Here is a 16,498-nt window from a genome sequence, read left to right as displayed (position 1 = left end):
GAGTTTTTTTACATTTGATAAGCAGTATGATTAAAGCTGCTTATTTTATACGCTTTCGTATAATATTCAATATTTGTATCAACTGTCTCTACTTTGACAACATCATAGCAATCTTCTTGCTTTACTAAAAATAAATAATACTCTTCTGTCGCCTCAATAATTGCAATTTTATCTGTTTCAACATTATATTGTTCACAAAGCGCTTGTAATGCGTTCACATAGTCCCCTAATTTTTTAGACTTATCCATTTCGAATATAGTTTGAACTAACATATACATTCTCCCCTCTGTATGTACTGTTAACAGCTTGATGATAACGCTTACATTATTTATCGTCAATAAAAAGATGCAACGATTTTACTGCCAAATCCAAATTGATGCAAGCTAATAATCAGCGAGGAATCTCCCCCGCTGATTAAAATTTCACTTTCCCCCGCATTAACGGGCAGTAAGACTCCCCCTCAAAATCCAGCGAATACGAGGAAGGTAAGCGGGAGATAACTGCCCGTAAAAGCCCGATTGGTGAAGGCTAATAATCAGTAGGAATAACCCCCCACTGATTAAAGTTTCACTTTATCATTTCGTTAATTGATGTCTAAATGCATAAATAACCGCCTGTGTACGATCACTTACATTTAGCTTATTTAATATGTTACTCACATGTGTCTTTACTGTTTTGAGGGCAATAAATAACTCATCTGCAATCTCTTGATTACTTTTCCCCTCTGCAATTAATAACAAAATTTCAGACTCTCTTTCTGTTAACTCCTCATGTAAAGGTTGTTCTTTTTTCTGGCGCATACGAGACATCATTTTGCCAGTAACTTTCGGCTCTAATACCGTTTCTCCATCATAAGTAGCTCTTACAGCGTCTGCAATATCACTTGCTCGGGATGTTTTTAATAAATAACTTGTCGCTCCTGCCTCGATAACAGGATATAGCTTTTCATCATCTAAAAAGCTCGTTACAACTACAATTTTCGCTTCTGGCCATTCTTGAATAATAGCACGTGTCGCTTCAACCCCGTCCATTTCATCCATAACAAGATCCATTAAAATAATATCTGGTCTTAATTGCAACGCTAGCTCTGAACCTTTTCTTCCATTTTCAGCTTCACCAACTACTTCAATATCTGGCTGCGTTGATAAATATGCTGATACTCCCATTCGAACCATTTCATGATCATCAACTAGTAATACTTTTATCATGATTCTCCCCCTTTCTCAATCATAATTGGCACTTTCACTTCAATTTGCGTACCTTTTGCCGGAAAGCTAAGTACTTTTAATGTTCCACCAATTTCATGAACACGCTCTTGCATTGATCGTAAACCGTATGAACCCGCTTTATTCACTCCCACTTCAAAGCCAACACCGTCATCAATAATTTTTAAAATCGCATATTGATCTATTTTACGAAGACGTACTTCCGTTTTCTTTGCCTTCGCATGTCGTAACGTGTTTGATAGAGCTTCTTGTACAATACGGAATAAATGATCTTCTACACCTTTTTTTAATTCAATTGGCTCAATTAACCATTCAATTTTCATATGTTGCTTTCTAGACAGTTCTGTTAATAATTCTTCTATACCCTCTGTTAACTTCTTACCTTCTAACTGTACTGGGCGTAGATGTAAGAGCAATGCTCTCATTTCTGATTGTGCATTTACGACCATATTTTCAACAAGTTGTAATTGTTTTTTTGTCGTGTCTGGAATTTCAGCTACTTGTTCATTAATGGCTGACATCATCATCGACATTGCAAAAAGCTGCTGACTTACTGAATCATGCAGTTCCCTTGCTAATCTATGCCTTTCTTGAGAAATCGCCTCTTGCCTCATCTCTTCATTCCAATGGGCTCGTTCATTCGTTACTTTTTGAAATAATCCCGCTTGCTCCTCTAATCGACGAGCAAGGCCGATTACTTTTCGTTCCACTTCATGGAATTCATCATCCGCAGTAAATGAAACATCGTTCGGAAAATTCCCTCGTTCTACTTCAAATAGAAACGTATTTAATCCTTGTATACGCTGCTCAATATAATAGCCGATTGCATATCCTATAATCCCCCCGATAAGGAGACTTGTGCTCATAATAAACAAGCCAATTGGAACAGAAGCGATGGATTCTTCCCATAATAAATCATAAACTTGTTGCTCGCTTTTCCATACATACACAATTGTACAAATAAGTGCGATACTCACTGAGGATAACATCGAATAACGAATATACATCCACGAAATATTTTTTTGTTTTTTCATTATACTTTCCTCACTTCCGTATCACCTACTACAAGTGAAGAAATGATTTTTATACGACGAGGAGCTTCTTTATACTGTTCTGTTCTAAATGTAACATTACGATTAAAACCTGTTTCTTCATGCCCTGGCAGGAGTACTCGCCCAACAATTACAGAATGATTTAAAGACAATTCAATATCATACGGTACATATAAACGAATGTTACCAACGACACCTCGAATAACAATTACCGTTTCTCCCTCCGGAATCATAGCAGTTGTTAAATCAATCTCGACATCACAAGCACCATATTGGACGTTAATATCTTCAAGTTCATAAATATGATCCATCATTCGTACATTGCCTACGAACATATTTTTTATATACGGTTCTGTACGATATATTTGTTTTTCTTCATCTATATATCCCTTTTCTTTAATTTCAACTTTCATTACTTTTTGCTGATGTCCTTGTTGAATCAGTTGATAACCAATTAAAGCTAAACAAGCAAATACGACAAGTACAAACGCTGCTGATGAAAATAAGAAGAATAAGAATACTATACCACCGACAAATAAAAATACATTCCCTCTTACGTAACGATTCTTCTTTCGATAATGTCTTCCAAACATAAGCATAATAAATGCAAAAATTAGACCACCTGGTTCAAAATGTCCAAGTATCATATCAAGAAATAGACCGAATCCAAATATGATGAGGAGCATCCCCATTAATTGTGTTTTTGAAAAGCGCTTCTTCATTTCAGCTCCCCCCTCCTTGTCACATATACATAGAAGAAAAGGCATTGCTTTCCAACACCTTTTCTCCTATCACTATATCATAAGCCTGTTTTATAATATACTACAATTATTTTGTTACTTCTTTCGTTAACGATACTTCATTTTTCTCTTTCATTTCACGCTCAAGCTTTGCAATTTTCATATCAAATGTATCACGCTCATGCTCTTCATTTATACGAAGCTCTATGTCACGAATGTGATCTTCAATTTCTTTGAATCGTAAGAACGGATTATTTTCATCCATTTTATGAATAGCAGTATTCATACGGCGGTTTGCATGCGCCATATTTTCACGAGCCATTAATTCCATACGCTTTGCGTTCATTTCTTTTAATTTATTTTTCATTTCTGAAAGACGACGCTCTAACTCATCAATTTGCTCTACAACACCAGCATACATTTCTTCTAAGCGAGTTACTTGCCCTTCATAATACGCCACTTCTTCTAATGCACGTTCATGCAGTTGTAATTCGCCTGCTTCTTGAGCAATGATAGCTTGCTTTGATCTTTTGTTAACAAAATAGCGTGCTTGCTCAAGCTCACGAGCGAAGTTAGATTTTAATGTTTTATGACGCTGAATTAACTTCTCAATTTTTGTTATTTCACGCTCACTATCGCGTAAATATTGGTTTAACATTGCAATTGGATTTTTTCTTTCTTTCTCATCTAACACATTATGAAAATCAGCTAAAATTGCATCGCGTACACGTCCGAATAAAGATTGTTTCATTATAAATCTTCCTCTCTTCTACTTTATTTATAATTTATTGTTTTATTGGTTTATTGTTTTAGTTTTTCATTAATTTGTTCCACTCATCTTCAAAGTTGCTATATGGTTTAGAACTTTCTGAAGCTGAATCAACAACTACATCTTTTTCTTTTTTCCATTCACGGTATCCGTAGTACAAAACTACCAATGCAGCGATACCAATTAATGCTGGTGAATGAGAAAGTGCAATGGATAAACCGATTAAACCAACAATGCCCCAAGCTAGCTTTCCAAAAAATGATTTAGCTCGCACAAATGATTTATAGCTCCAGTACACAACTCCTGCTCCGATTGCGAATCCTACAATACCAGCAAGACTACCAAGAGCAATTAAAGCCAAAATACCGGCCGCGATAAACGCTAGAAATTGTTTCATCTTGTGCTTGCCTCCCTTCGATTTGATACTCTTATCTTAACTATTTTTTCATTTTTCCATAACGAGCTTAAGAACCGTTTTCAACTCAGACTTAAGACCGAGATACATTCAGCCTTCTGTAAAAAACATAAGGTAGAATAGGATGATTCACTCTTTTACCACACATAAAAAAACCGTGCAGAGAATATTCTCTACACGGTTTCAATTACTAAAGTTATCATTCATATTAAATTATGCTGTTTTATGATACTCTTTTTTCTCCGCCACTTTCGAAAACTTCGGAAATCCAATCAAAATCGAAACAATTCCACATACCCCAACTAAAATTGGATAAAATGCATACGGTAACAGTTCAATCGGAGATAAAGCAGCAAACCCTGCCGCAGTTAACATTTGAGCACCATACGGAATTAATCCTTGCACACAACATGAGAAAAGGTCTAATACACTTGCTGATTTACGGGGATCAATTTCATATTGATCTGCAATGTTTTTCGCAAGCGGGCCTGTAAAGATAATTGAAATCGTATTATTCGCTGTACACATATTCGTCATACTCACTAAACCAGCAATACCGAACTCTGCGCCTTTTTTCGAACGAATATTACGCGTTAAAAGATTCATTAAATATTGAATCCCACCATTATATTGAATTAGTTCAACCATACCTCCGATTAAAATAGCAAGTAATACTAACTCCATCATACCGCCCATTCCAGTCGTTACACTTTTAAAGAAACTCTCCAACGTGTAACTTCCATCTATAAGACCGATAGCGCCAGATAATACAGTTCCACCAGTTAACACAATAAGTACATTCCAGCCAAGTAGCGCGGTAATAAGTACTCCTGCATACGGTAAAATCTTTATCCAATCAAAACTATGAGCTTTAACCTGCGTATCACTTCCTGAAGTAATTATTACTAATAGTACAATTGTAATAATAGCAGCTGGCAATACAATTAAAAAGTTCGTTTTAAACTTATCTTTCATTTCTGTTCCTTGCGAACGAACAGCTGCGATTGTTGTATCTGAAATAAATGATAAATTATCACCAAACATCGCTCCACCAACAACAGTAGCCATCGTAAGTGCAATTGAGATATCAGTTTGTCCACTAATACCTACAGCAATCGGTGCTAACGCTGCAATTGTTCCCATTGAAGTTCCCATCGCTAATGAAATAAACGCACCTATAACAAAAATTCCAGCTACGATAAATCCTGGTGGCAAAATAGTTAACGCTAAATTAACAGTTGAGTCTACTCCGCCCATTCCTTTTGCTGTTTCAGAAAATGCACCTGCAAGTACAAAAATTAATACCATAATCATAATATCCGGATTTCCTGCACCTTTAGCGAATCTTTCTACTTTCACATTAAAACTTTCTTTACGATTCATCACCAAAGCAATTCCTACAGCAATTGAAATCGCTACAAGTATCGGCAATTTATAGAAATCACCCGTAATAATTCCAGAACCAATAAATAGCGCTAAAAATATCCCAAGTGGTAATAAAGCTAAACCATTTCCTCTCGTTTCTTTCAAAGTACCATCTCTCCCTAGTTTCAACCTTTTTTTAATGAATAACAAAAGACCTCTTCCAACGAGAAGAGGTCTTATACATCTATAAGGAACGCTCTTCTCATCTTTCAAGCACATGCTTGCTGGATTTGGCACAGCACTCTAAAATCGAGTCCGCTGCCGAGGCATCGTAGGGCCAGTCCCTCCGCCTCTCTTTATAAGAAGGTTTCATATTTATTTTTTAATAATAATTTCTTCCCTAACTTTACTCGCTTACAAAACAAAAGTCAATTATTTTTTGTATAGATTTTTTTGGTAATTATACAAAAATATGAATACACCAATCATTTTAACTTTTTGATTTCTTTATCTAATATTGAAATCCAATAAAATTCACTATTGTTTATGGCTTCCATGATCCATTTCGTTGTTTGCCAGGCTAATTCATATTCTTCCTTTGTAACATCACCATTTTTATAAGCGTCCTCTAACTCATCTTCATCCAATACATACATCTTACCATTCGGCAATAGCACTACATCTAAATATAAATCATCAAAATACGGTAAACCCCGGTCGTCTATTTCGTATTCTTTCGTCACATCAATATAATATTGTACTAAATTCCCCTTATTATCTAACATAGCTGTAATCGCAAAGTTTTTCCCTTTTATGAAATACTGAATCCACGTATACTCATTACCTGCGACACAAATTTCTTTACCATCATATTCTTTATAACTAGGTTCTCTCACCTTTTTTATGTCCAGTATTCCTAGCATGCCCTCTTCTACTTGCTTAACCATATAATCCTTCTCTATTAGTCGCTTCCACGAAGAACCGTCACCATATTTACGTTTCATTACGCCCGCTCCTCTTCTATATATAGAAAAGCTCCCACATATATTATGTGAGAGCTTGTTCATATTATAATTAAGCTGCTTGACCCTTTTCAGATATCTCTTTTAAATAGGCTTGTCCTTTTTCAGCGTCATATTGACCTTCCCACTTAGACATAACTACAGCTGCTAAAGAGTTACCTACAACGTTAACTGCTGTACGAGCCATATCTAGAATACGGTCAATACCTGCAATAAAGGCTAAACCTTCTGCTGGAATACCTACTGTACCAAGCGTTGCTAATAATACAACGAATGATACGCCCGGTACACCTGCGATACCTTTTGATGTAACCATTAATACAAGTAATAATGTAATTTGTTGAGAAATAGATAAATCAATACCGTACATTTGTGCTAAGAAAATAGCCGCAATTGCTTGATATAAAGTTGATCCATCTAAGTTAAATGAATAACCTGTCGGAATAACGAAAGATGTAATTGCTTTCGGACAACCGAACTTTTCCATTTTCTCCATGATTTTCGGTAAAACTGTTTCTGAACTTGCTGTAGAATACGCTAAGATCAGCTCGTCTTTTAAAATCTTAAAGAATTGGAAAATGTTAATTCCAAATATTTTCGCTGTAAGTCCTAAGACAACTACAACGAAGAAGATCATTGCTCCGTATACTACAATTAGTAATTTCCCTAACGGAATTAATGAAGCTAAACCGAATGTAGAAACTGTAACACCAATTAATGCGAATACACCAAATGGTGCAAACTTCATAACTTGGTTCGTTACGTAAAACATTGCGTCTGCTACACCTTGGAAAAATTGTAGAACTGGTTTACCACGTTCACCAATTGCTGCTACACCTAAACCAAATAATACAGAGAAGAAAATAATAGCAAGCATATCACCATCAGCTAATGATTTCATAATGTTCGTCGGAACAATATTTACAAACGTATCCGCAAACGAATGACTTTGTACTTGCTCTGTCGTATGTGTATATTTAGAAATATCTGTTTTTGTTAACTTATCCATATCAACGCCTTTTCCAGGTTGGAAAATGTTCGCTATTAATAGACCAACAACAATTGCAAGTGTTGTAATAATTTCAAAGTAAATAATTGTTTTTCCGCCTAGTCGACCTAACTTCTTAACATCGCCAACACCAGCAACCCCAACAACAATACTTGCTACAACAATCGGTACAACGATCATTTTAATTAATCGGATGAAAACATCACCAATTGGTTGTAAGTACTTCGCAACTGCTGGATTATCAAAGAAAATCGCACCAACTGCAATACCTAACGCAAGACCTATTAATATTTGCCATGCAAGTCCTATTCTTTTCATATTTGTTGTAACCCCCTCTTCGATGTATCACTCTATCCCTCATTCTATCTCTATAAAACTAAGAAATTAAGAGTATTATATATTATTCGACAATTCACTACATTTTGTCCCTGTTAAAAATCATAAATCAAAAAATTAAATCTGACAACAAAATAACTTTTCCCGAACGCAAATAATTTTCTTGACAAAAATAAAACCCATGTCAGAAAACCTAACATGAGAACGATTCCTTACTAGTGTTTAATTGACTCCCTACATAATTTTTCGCTATATACAACAATCCTGTTTATTCCTTTATTTTATAAAAATACCTAAATATACCTTTATTTCATATGTAAAAAAATATAACTTTCATGACAATTACTGTTGAAAAATGATAAATTCCGACAAAACTTAGCAATTTTATAAAATTTTCTTTACATTATGATTACAACGATAGACACACTTCTTCTTATGATATATAACATTCATAGGGAAAGGAGCCAGACAACCATGAAAAAGAAATTTGCAGCGTTTAGTGTTTTAGCAGCAGGAACGATTTTTGCTTCCCCATTACTTTCACCCGTATACGCTGAAACAAATCAAGATAAATTATCGAATATACAATCAGAATTAGACGGCAAACAAAATGACTTACAAAATAAATCAGCTGAGAAAGAACAAATAGAAAAAGAAATCCAAGATTTACAGAAAAAAATCGACGAATTAACTACTTCTATTAATAAAAACGAGGCTGAATTAAACGATACAAAAAAAGAAATTAGCAAAACACAACAAGTAATTGCTGACAAAAAGAAACATATAGAACAATTACAAACAAACATAGATACACGTCAGGAAGTTATTAAACAACGATTACAATCTATGCAAGAAAAACCACGTACAAACATCATTACAGAGGTATTAACAAACTCTGCAAACATTGCTGACCTTATTGATAATATGTACTCCGTCAGTTTAATTTTAAACAATGATACAGATATTGTGAAAAAACAAACAACCGATCAAAATGCTGTGGCGACAGAAAAAGAGGCTGTTGAGAAAAAAGAACAACAACTAAAAGAGGCCGAACAAAGATTAATCCAAAAACAACAAGAGCTACAAACAAACCAGCAACAGCAACAATCATTTATTAATGATCTACATACGAAAGTAGCAAAAGTAGATTCAGAGATTGAAGGACTAGAAGAATCAAAAGGCATTTTAGAAAATCAGCGTCAAGCTGTTCAAAAAGCAATTGAAGAAGAAAAACGTGCAGAAGAGGCTCGTAAAGCCGAGGAAGCCCGCAAGGCAGAAGAAGCTAAACAAGCTACTACATCTGCTCAAAAAGCTCAAGCAGCTTCACCGCCACACGATACAAATACTGGCGGCTTTATTAAACCAGCAGCTGGATCAAAAACTTCTGGGTTTGGTACACGTTCTTTAGATAACCATAAAGGTATCGATATTGCCGCTTCGGGAACGGTTCCAATTATTGCTGCTGCAGATGGTGTAGTTATCCGCTCGGAATTCTCATCTAGTTACGGAAATGTTGTGTACTTATCTCACCGTATAAACGGAAAGACATACACGACAGTATATGCACATATGAGTAGCCGTTCTGTATCAAATGGACAAACTGTAAAACAAGGCACTCAACTTGGATTCATGGGGAATACTGGCCAATCATACGGGCAACATTTACACTTCGAACTTCACCTTGGAGAATGGAATGTCGGCAAGACAAACGCAGTTGATCCATCTTCATATATCGGATTATAAAAAACTCGGTGCATACCGAGTTTTTTTCTTTACACTTCACACACTATAGGCATTCTACATAGACTATAACTAAATGCCTATCGTTTACGGGGTGATCAAAGATGGATACACAATTACAACAAAAAATAGAAGAAGCTAGAGAAACGTATATTGGCCGGTTATTTACATTTGGCGGCTCAGCATTGTTTTTAATCGGTTCTTTCATCGCAGTCGTTACAGCCTACAAAGCATATAATCGTCTATTACATTCATCAATGTCAGCATAAAAAAAAGACGGGGGACCCCCGTCTTTTTTATGCAAACATTTTAAATACGCCTATCGCATTTAAAAATACGATAATTACAGTTACTGGAATAACATAACGAAGCAAGAAGAACCAAATGTTAAATAACGTCTTCCCTTTCGTTTCCGTAACTTCTAATTCTTTCATTAATAACTCTTTACTCATTTTATTTGGTACAAATAGCGAAATAGCTAGTACCCCTAGCGGCAGCAATACATTACTTACCGAGAAGTCAACGAAATCAAAGAATGTTTTCCCAAATATTTTCACATCACTCATAATTCCAAACGATAATGCTGACGGAATTCCAACTGCAAAAATAAGAATACCAATTAATAATGATGCTGAAGGACGCTTCTTTTCATTACCTTTCGCAACAGATGCTACTACAATTTCAAGCATTGAAATAGCTGATGTTAAAGTCGCAAAGAAGAATAAAATTAAAAACATAATAAAGAAAAATTGTCCAAATGGTATTTTTGCAAATACGGCTGGAAGGACGATAAACAGTAATCCCGGTCCTTCCGTCGGTTTAACTCCTAATGCGAAAATCGCTGGGAAAATCGCTAATCCCGCAAGTACTGTAACGAAAACAGTTAAACTTACAATAGATGTTGCTGATTTCGCTAAATGTTCTTCTTTCTTTAAATACGAACTATACGTTACCATTACCGAGGCACCTACTGTTAGTGAGAAGAAAGATTGTCCCATCGCATATAAAATCGTATCTGCTGTAAGCTTTGAAAAGTCAGGTTTTAAGAAGAACTCTACTCCAGCAAAAGCACCATCAAGTGTCAACGCACGAATAATAATCGCGATAAATAAAATAAATAATAATGGCATCATATACTTACTTGCCTTTTCTATACCTTTCTCTACACCTTTACTTACGACAAAAATAGTACAAAGCATAAAGATAAATTGCGCTCCAATCGCACTTACTGGATTTGAAATCGCCTCACCAAACACACTCGCATAATCGACAACACCATTCCAGAAACTACCTGTAACACTGTAGTATAAATACAGTAAAATCCATCCACCTACAACACTATAGAAAGAGAGTACACTAAAACATGTTACAACTCCCATACGACCAATCCAAGGATATACTTTACTATTTGGCACTAATACTTTATACGCTGTAACTGCCTCTTTTTGTGTACTACGACCAATAACAAATTCTGCTAGTAATAGCGGCATCCCAATAAATAAAGTTAATAGTAAGAAGACTAGGAAGAATGCGCCTCCCCCGCCATTACCTGCAACATATGGAAATTTCCATATCGCACCAAGACCTACTGCTGCTCCGGCTGCTGCGAGTACAAAGCCTATTTTCGACGTCCATTGCTGTGTTTCTTTCATCATAAATTCCCCTTTTCTGAATATTTAAACTTTTAACAATTATACACTTTCATTTCATACTCGCACACCTCCTTTAGAAAATAAAAAAGTCCCCTACACGCAAATATGCATGTAGAGGACGATATATGTAATGTAAATACCGTGGTACCACCTCAATTGGACTGATAAATCCCACTTGTTCAAGTACAGGAATCATTCCGATACTCTATCCTTTTAACGGCGGAACCCGGGTTGCCTACTACAATGTTCAACATACCTCTCGCAAGCCCATTCTGTATATTTTATCGTACCGGGCTCACACCTTACCCCAGCTCTCTGAACGCATCAAATATACGTACTCTTCTTGCTCATCGATTTCATCTATTGAAGTTACTTGTGATTATAAATTATATTTTTATACTTGTAAAGCGCTATTTACTTTTTATCTCTTTAGAACTCTCTCCTCTAATTCTTGTAAAAACTGTTCTCTTTTTCTCTCATTTTGCACATATGCTGATTTCAATACTTCTTGTAGTAATATATGCCGTTCTTTCTTTTCTAACTGTAAGTCTTTTAACTTCACCCTTACTTCATATAAAAAATCTAAATATATTTCGTATGTTTCATCGTATTTATTCGCGATATCATCTCGAATTTTTTTTGCGAGTTTTGGACTTGCTCCTCCGGTAGAAACCGCTATATTAAGTAACCCACGATGAATCGCTGCCGGAAAGTGAACATTGCCACTTTCCGGGTTCGTAATAACATTTACCAATTGATTCTTTGCAGCATCTTCAGCAACTTGTTCATTTAATATAGAATCACTACTCGCCGCAACAACTAAAAAAGCATCTTTAATATCACTTTTTTCATACTCTCTTTGATACCAACGAATTTTCTTCTCCTCCACAAGTTTCACTAAATTTACATCTAATTCTGGACTTACTACTACTATATCCGCACCTTGTTTGAGTAAAGGAATTATTTTAAATCCGGCAACTTTTCCTCCACCAATGACAACAACCCGTTTCTTATTAACTTGCACTGTAAGTGGATACATATGAATCTCCCTTCAATAACTCCTTCGTTTTCTGAATTAACATATCTTGAACCACTTCATTTTTTCCTAAATACGGACTTATTTTTATCTCATCCAACTCATATTGACGCACTTCTTTCTCAATATGTTTCATAAGTAAGCCTGTAAATAACAAATAAGGTAATACAATAATACACCCTTCTTTTCGCTCTACAACTTCCTTTAATTTCTCCTCAAATTTCGGCTCCGCAGCTGCTAAAAAACAAACTTCTACTTTAGCAATTTTTTCTTCTGCTTGAAATAAAGTAGCGATCCGATTTATATCTTGTAAAGTTTCAGGATCGCTACTACCCCTTGCAACGAGTAAAAGTGTTACTTCATCTTTATATTCTTCAATACCACTTCCGTTATATACCGACTTTATAAGCGTCTCTGATACACCAAACGGATTACCATACGTCACTTTAATATTAGGGTATTGATTATTTAACTTTTGTAATTCAAAAGGAATATCATTCTTCACATGGCCTGCTGCTAATAAGAAAACAGGAATAGCAATAATCTCTGTCGCACCACGCTTCGCACATGTACGAAATCCTTCTTCAATAGAAGGATTCGCCAGCTCTAAAAAACAAACTTCTTGAATAGCCGCTTCTATACGGCTCATACATGTCGTAATAAATTGAATTGCCTCTTCTTTCGCTGCCCTCAAACGACTTCCATGACATATATATAAGATGGCTTTCATTTTATAACACTCCGCTTACTTGATAAGTCTGTTCCGTTTGTTTTTCAAACCAATGAATTTTCTCTCTAAAACGGACAACTTCTCCAATTACAATCATACTCGGATTTTGAATTTGTTCTTTTCTCGCAACATCTACAATTGTCCCTAACGTCCCGACAACTGTACGCTGCATAGACGTCGTTCCCCGTTCAATAATAGCAGCAGGTGTACCTTTATCTTTTCCATGCTTCATAAGTTGTTCGCATATGTAGGGCAAATTACTAACTCCCATATATACTGCCAAGGTCTCTACACCTTTCGCTAAATTTTCCCACTTCACTTCCTCTTCAGCACCTTCTTTTCTATGCCCTGTCACAACCGCAAAACTCGCACTTGCATCACGATGCGTCACCGGAATACCAGCATAAGCAGGTGCAGCTATTCCAGCTGAAATTCCAGGAACGATTTCAAATGGTACACCCTGCTTTGCTAACGCTTCAGCTTCTTCCCCCCCTCTACCAAATACAAATGGATCACCGCCCTTTAACCTCGTTACAACTTTTCCTTTTTTCGCATATTTAATAAGAAATGTGTTAATTGTCTCTTGCTTCATCGTGTGATAATTCGGGAGTTTCCCGCAATAAATTAAATCCGCTTCAGGCTTTGCATATGAAAGCAATTCTTTATTCACGAGACGGTCATATAAAATAACATCTGCCTTCTCAATACATTTCAATCCTTTAACAGTAATTAAATCCGGATCGCCAGGACCCGCTCCAACTATATACACCTTCCCCATCATCTCTCCTCATTTCTACTATTAAAATGAAACTTCCATCCTTATGCATGAATGGAAGTTAGTATACGTTCGTATTTCAATGTTATTTACTCATGAACAACAAATGCCGCACCTTTTCGAATCTTCTTTTTTTCAAATAAGGAGATTTCCTTTACTTCTGGCAACGGTAAAAAATGCTTTTCAAGCTCAATCTCCGCAAGCTTAAATGCCTGCTCTTCACTTTGAGCAACAACAACAATCGGAACGATATTATTCGCTAACACAGCTTCAAATCGATATAATTCCATATTGCCCCTCCTAAGACGCTATTACTTCTTCTAACACGTTATTTAAAGCTATTTGCAATGTATCTACACCGATACGTCCGACAAAATCATAAAATGTTTCGGCAGGTAACTTATTCTCTTTAAAATAACTTATAAATGATGCGAGTACATCCGGTAAATCCTCGCCATCTATTTTCCCTTTTAACTTTTGATTATAGGCACCGCCATCTAACAACGTTCCACCTACATATATTTCAAATGCTTCAACAATCCCTTTTTCCTTCGTTTTCATTTTTACCCCTTGTAATCCGATGTCAGCAATTTGACGTTGACCACATGAATTTGGGCATCCTACCATATGAATTCGAACTGGAACATCAAGTGCAATTTCTGTATCTAAGTATTCTGCAATTTTCCGTAATCTTTCTTTCGTTTCTACTAGAGCAAGATTGCAATATTCAATACCAGTACATGAAACCGCATGACCAATAAATGATTTCGGACTTGCAGATATCGCTTCAAACAACGGTTCACTTAATAAACCCGTTACATTTTCTGGTGGAACATTCGGAATGATGAAGTTTTGTGAGTTACACGTACGAATTTGTCCATTTCCATACTGCTTTGCAATTCTTGCAATCTCAAACATTTCTTTTGCATGTAAACGACCTACCGGCACATTAAAACCGACATATTTTAATCCATCTTGTTTTTGATCTTGAACACCATAAAAATAGCCTGCATTCCATCCTTTAAGTGCACTTTCTCCTTTACTTTGCAATGGTCCTGTATACTCTATTAGTTTCTCTTTAAATTTCTCTGCTCCCCAGTCTGCAACAAGAAATTTCAAACGAGCTAAATGACGTTTCTCGCGATATCCAAAATCACGGAATATAGTAGCAATCCCAATTGCTACCGCCTTCACTTCTTCTGGTAAAACGAACACATCTAATTCATCAGCTAAATATGGACGGGCTGATAATCCACCGCCTACTTTTATATGAAAACCAACTTTTTTCTCACCATCTATTTCTTTCGTAGCAGGTGTAAATGCAACACAGTTAATCTCTGCGTTTGCCGAGTTATAAACGTTAGAACTAATAGACATTTTAAATTTACGTGGTAAGTTAGAAAACTCTTCATTATGTTGGAAATAGTCATATACCTCCTTCACAATATGCGTTGTATCAAACAGTTCATTCGCATCAATTCCTGCAAGTGGATTACCTGTAATATTACGTGTTATATCACCACACGCCCCTGCTGAAGATAACCCAACTCTTGCTAATCTTTTAAAAATATCTGGCATTTGCTGAATTTCTAACCAGTGAAACTGAATCGCCTGTCTTGTCGTAATATCTATTACATCACGTCCATAATCCTCAGCGATAGAAGCAAGCACTTCCGCCTGCGCATTTGTAATAATCCCTGAAGGAATATTTACACGCATCATAAAATAGCCAGCTTCTTTCGGTCTTTGCAAATACAATCCTGCCCATTTAAATGCGTCCCACTCTTCTTTCGGAATAGATTCGAATCCATTTTCCGCATAGTAAGGAATATCATTAAAAATTTCCAAACCATCTTTTGCTAATTTATTTTTCTCAGTCTGATTTAATTTTTCATTATTAGCCCATACTTTTTCATAACTCATTTTTAAATCCCCCTATATAAAGTGAAACTTTAATCAACCCTCACCAATCGGGCATTTACAGCCTGCTCCAGCCGAATTTTGAGGTGGGCGTTTTACTTCCCAGCAAACAACGGGACAAAACTACGCTCTTGTAAGTACTTCACGATTTGTTCTGCACATTCTTCAATAGAATACTTGTGCGTTTCTACAATTAATTCCGCTCGATCTGGTTCCTCATACGGTGAATCAATACCTGTAAAATCTTTAATATCACCTTGTCTCGCTTTTTTGTATAACCCTTTTGGATCACGTTTTTCACACTCTTCAATTGGACATTTTACAAACACTTCTATAAACTCATCTGCCGCTAATAGATCCCTAACTTGTTTTCGATCTACTCGAAATGGTGAAATGAACGCTGTAAGAACAACAGTACCTTGATCTACAAATAGCTTCGCCACTTCGCCAATACGCCTTATATTCTCCATACGATCACTTTCAGAAAAACCTAAGTCTTTATTTAAACCATGGCGAATATTATCCCCATCTAACACATAATTTCCAATATTCTTTTCAAATAGTTTACGAGCAACCGCATTCGCTACTGTAGATTTACCCGAAGCTGATAAACCAGTAAACCAAATTACAAAACTATGATGCCCATTCTTCACTCTTCTCTCATTTTTCGAAACAGAAGCTGTGTGCCAAGTAATATTCGTATCCATCTCG

General features: G+C 36.0%; 18 protein-coding genes, 1 riboswitch and 1 other annotated feature. Of the genes, 2 read left to right on the top strand and 16 right to left on the bottom strand.

Going from position 1 to position 16,498, the window contains the following annotated elements:
* Positions 1 to 8: 8 nt before the first annotated feature.
* The 9 genes from ACUN26_RS03950 to gltP form a co-directional block, all read right to left on the bottom strand.
* Positions 9 to 347 carry a DUF3992 domain-containing protein gene (locus ACUN26_RS03950; protein ID WP_073990711.1) on the bottom strand — a complete coding sequence of 113 codons (339 nt, stop codon included), beginning with the start codon at positions 345 to 347 and terminating at the stop codon, positions 9 to 11.
* 228 nt (positions 348 to 575) lie between these two features.
* Entirely contained in the window at positions 576 to 1,208 is a 633-nt protein-coding gene (locus ACUN26_RS03945; protein WP_000598709.1) for a response regulator, read from the bottom strand.
* Positions 1,205 to 2,260, bottom strand: coding sequence for a sensor histidine kinase (locus ACUN26_RS03940; protein ID WP_000744314.1), 1,056 nt, complete (start codon positions 2,258 to 2,260; stop codon positions 1,205 to 1,207). The genes ACUN26_RS03945 and ACUN26_RS03940 overlap by 4 nt, the downstream gene beginning before the upstream one ends.
* Positions 2,260 to 3,000, bottom strand: coding sequence for a cell wall-active antibiotics response protein LiaF (gene liaF, locus ACUN26_RS03935; RefSeq protein WP_000745642.1), 741 nt, complete (start codon positions 2,998 to 3,000; stop codon positions 2,260 to 2,262). Before liaF ends, ACUN26_RS03940 begins: the two co-directional genes overlap by 1 nt.
* A gap of 106 nt (positions 3,001 to 3,106) precedes the next feature.
* On the bottom strand, positions 3,107 to 3,769 hold the full coding sequence (locus tag ACUN26_RS03930) for a PspA/IM30 family protein (RefSeq protein WP_000814141.1): 663 nt from the start codon (positions 3,767 to 3,769) through the stop codon (positions 3,107 to 3,109).
* A 58-nt stretch (positions 3,770 to 3,827) separates the two neighbouring features.
* Positions 3,828 to 4,184, bottom strand: a complete 357-nt coding sequence (locus ACUN26_RS03925; protein WP_000808637.1) for a lmo0954 family membrane protein — start codon at positions 4,182 to 4,184, stop codon at positions 3,828 to 3,830.
* 231 nt (positions 4,185 to 4,415) lie between these two features.
* Complete coding sequence (locus tag ACUN26_RS03920; RefSeq protein ID WP_000665472.1) at positions 4,416 to 5,732, bottom strand: Na+/H+ antiporter NhaC family protein; 1,317 nt, start codon at positions 5,730 to 5,732, stop codon at positions 4,416 to 4,418.
* Between the two features lie 94 nt (positions 5,733 to 5,826).
* Positions 5,827 to 5,932, bottom strand: a riboswitch (SAM riboswitch).
* A 120-nt stretch (positions 5,933 to 6,052) separates the two neighbouring features.
* Positions 6,053 to 6,571 (bottom strand): DUF402 domain-containing protein, encoded by a 519-nt coding sequence (locus tag ACUN26_RS03915; RefSeq protein ID WP_000824639.1) that lies wholly within the window; start codon positions 6,569 to 6,571, stop codon positions 6,053 to 6,055.
* Between the two features lie 70 nt (positions 6,572 to 6,641).
* On the bottom strand, positions 6,642 to 7,916 hold the full coding sequence (gene gltP, locus ACUN26_RS03910; protein WP_000821124.1) for a glutamate/aspartate:proton symporter GltP: 1,275 nt from the start codon (positions 7,914 to 7,916) through the stop codon (positions 6,642 to 6,644).
* Positions 7,917 to 8,408: 492 nt separating this feature from the next.
* Here gltP and ACUN26_RS03905 point away from each other — a divergent pair, with 492 nt between their 5' ends.
* Positions 8,409 to 9,677: a murein hydrolase activator EnvC family protein gene (locus ACUN26_RS03905; protein WP_000726073.1), complete on the top strand. Its 1,269-nt coding sequence runs from the start codon at positions 8,409 to 8,411 to the stop codon at positions 9,675 to 9,677.
* Positions 9,678 to 9,778: 101 nt separating this feature from the next.
* Positions 9,779 to 9,943, top strand: coding sequence for a hypothetical protein (locus ACUN26_RS03900; RefSeq protein WP_000380940.1), 165 nt, complete (start codon positions 9,779 to 9,781; stop codon positions 9,941 to 9,943).
* Between the two features lie 27 nt (positions 9,944 to 9,970).
* Here ACUN26_RS03900 and ACUN26_RS03895 read toward each other — a convergent pair whose 3' ends face one another.
* The 7 genes from ACUN26_RS03895 to cysC form a co-directional block, all read right to left on the bottom strand.
* Positions 9,971 to 11,326: a sodium-dependent transporter gene (locus ACUN26_RS03895; RefSeq protein ID WP_000665454.1), complete on the bottom strand. Its 1,356-nt coding sequence runs from the start codon at positions 11,324 to 11,326 to the stop codon at positions 9,971 to 9,973.
* Positions 11,327 to 11,437: 111 nt separating this feature from the next.
* Positions 11,438 to 11,686: a binding site (T-box leader), on the bottom strand.
* 61 nt (positions 11,687 to 11,747) lie between these two features.
* Positions 11,748 to 12,365 (bottom strand): NAD(P)-binding protein, encoded by a 618-nt coding sequence (locus ACUN26_RS03890; protein WP_000283324.1) that lies wholly within the window; start codon positions 12,363 to 12,365, stop codon positions 11,748 to 11,750.
* The gene (locus ACUN26_RS03885; RefSeq protein WP_000644376.1) at positions 12,340 to 13,092 is read right to left on the bottom strand and encodes a sirohydrochlorin chelatase; all 753 of its coding nucleotides are present in this window, start codon (positions 13,090 to 13,092) and stop codon (positions 12,340 to 12,342) included. The genes ACUN26_RS03890 and ACUN26_RS03885 overlap by 26 nt, the downstream gene beginning before the upstream one ends.
* 1 nt (position 13,093) lies before the next feature.
* Positions 13,094 to 13,870, bottom strand: coding sequence for a uroporphyrinogen-III C-methyltransferase (cobA, locus tag ACUN26_RS03880; protein WP_000521277.1), 777 nt, complete (start codon positions 13,868 to 13,870; stop codon positions 13,094 to 13,096).
* An 86-nt stretch (positions 13,871 to 13,956) separates the two neighbouring features.
* Complete coding sequence (locus tag ACUN26_RS03875; RefSeq protein WP_000424930.1) at positions 13,957 to 14,157, bottom strand: DUF3906 family protein; 201 nt, start codon at positions 14,155 to 14,157, stop codon at positions 13,957 to 13,959.
* Positions 14,158 to 14,167: 10 nt separating this feature from the next.
* Complete coding sequence (locus tag ACUN26_RS03870) at positions 14,168 to 15,790, bottom strand: nitrite/sulfite reductase (protein WP_000119600.1); 1,623 nt, start codon at positions 15,788 to 15,790, stop codon at positions 14,168 to 14,170.
* Positions 15,791 to 15,882: 92 nt separating this feature from the next.
* On the bottom strand, positions 15,883 to 16,494 hold the full coding sequence (gene cysC / locus ACUN26_RS03865; protein WP_000380522.1) for an adenylyl-sulfate kinase: 612 nt from the start codon (positions 16,492 to 16,494) through the stop codon (positions 15,883 to 15,885).
* Positions 16,495 to 16,498: the final 4 nt, after the last annotated feature.

It is taken from the genome of Bacillus sp. WC2503 (assembly GCF_052682895.1).
The sequence above is the reverse complement of the archived record's forward strand: the minus strand, read 5'-3'. Positions and strand labels throughout refer to the sequence as shown.

What these genes read in the sequence shown, in the direction of transcription:
- ACUN26_RS03945 (WP_000598709.1), bottom strand. Translation starts at nt 1,208, where the DNA reads ATGATAAAAGTATTACTAGTTGATGATCATGAAATGGTTCGAATGGGA.
- ACUN26_RS03940 (WP_000744314.1), bottom strand. Translation starts at nt 2,260, where the DNA reads ATGAAAAAACAAAAAAATATTTCGTGGATGTATATTCGTTATTCGATG.
- liaF (WP_000745642.1), bottom strand. Translation starts at nt 3,000, where the DNA reads ATGAAGAAGCGCTTTTCAAAAACACAATTAATGGGGATGCTCCTCATC.
- ACUN26_RS03930 (WP_000814141.1), bottom strand. Translation starts at nt 3,769, where the DNA reads ATGAAACAATCTTTATTCGGACGTGTACGCGATGCAATTTTAGCTGAT.
- ACUN26_RS03925 (WP_000808637.1), bottom strand. Translation starts at nt 4,184, where the DNA reads ATGAAACAATTTCTAGCGTTTATCGCGGCCGGTATTTTGGCTTTAATT.
- ACUN26_RS03915 (WP_000824639.1), bottom strand. Translation starts at nt 6,571, where the DNA reads ATGAAACGTAAATATGGTGACGGTTCTTCGTGGAAGCGACTAATAGAG.
- gltP (WP_000821124.1), bottom strand. Translation starts at nt 7,916, where the DNA reads ATGAAAAGAATAGGACTTGCATGGCAAATATTAATAGGTCTTGCGTTA.
- ACUN26_RS03905 (WP_000726073.1), top strand. Translation starts at nt 8,409, where the DNA reads ATGAAAAAGAAATTTGCAGCGTTTAGTGTTTTAGCAGCAGGAACGATT.
- ACUN26_RS03900 (WP_000380940.1), top strand. Translation starts at nt 9,779, where the DNA reads ATGGATACACAATTACAACAAAAAATAGAAGAAGCTAGAGAAACGTAT.
- ACUN26_RS03895 (WP_000665454.1), bottom strand. Translation starts at nt 11,326, where the DNA reads ATGAAAGAAACACAGCAATGGACGTCGAAAATAGGCTTTGTACTCGCA.
- ACUN26_RS03890 (WP_000283324.1), bottom strand. Translation starts at nt 12,365, where the DNA reads ATGTATCCACTTACAGTGCAAGTTAATAAGAAACGGGTTGTTGTCATT.
- ACUN26_RS03885 (WP_000644376.1), bottom strand. Translation starts at nt 13,092, where the DNA reads ATGAAAGCCATCTTATATATATGTCATGGAAGTCGTTTGAGGGCAGCG.
- cobA (WP_000521277.1), bottom strand. Translation starts at nt 13,870, where the DNA reads ATGGGGAAGGTGTATATAGTTGGAGCGGGTCCTGGCGATCCGGATTTA.
- ACUN26_RS03875 (WP_000424930.1), bottom strand. Translation starts at nt 14,157, where the DNA reads ATGGAATTATATCGATTTGAAGCTGTGTTAGCGAATAATATCGTTCCG.
- ACUN26_RS03870 (WP_000119600.1), bottom strand. Translation starts at nt 15,790, where the DNA reads ATGAGTTATGAAAAAGTATGGGCTAATAATGAAAAATTAAATCAGACT.
- cysC (WP_000380522.1), bottom strand. Translation starts at nt 16,494, where the DNA reads ATGGATACGAATATTACTTGGCACACAGCTTCTGTTTCGAAAAATGAG.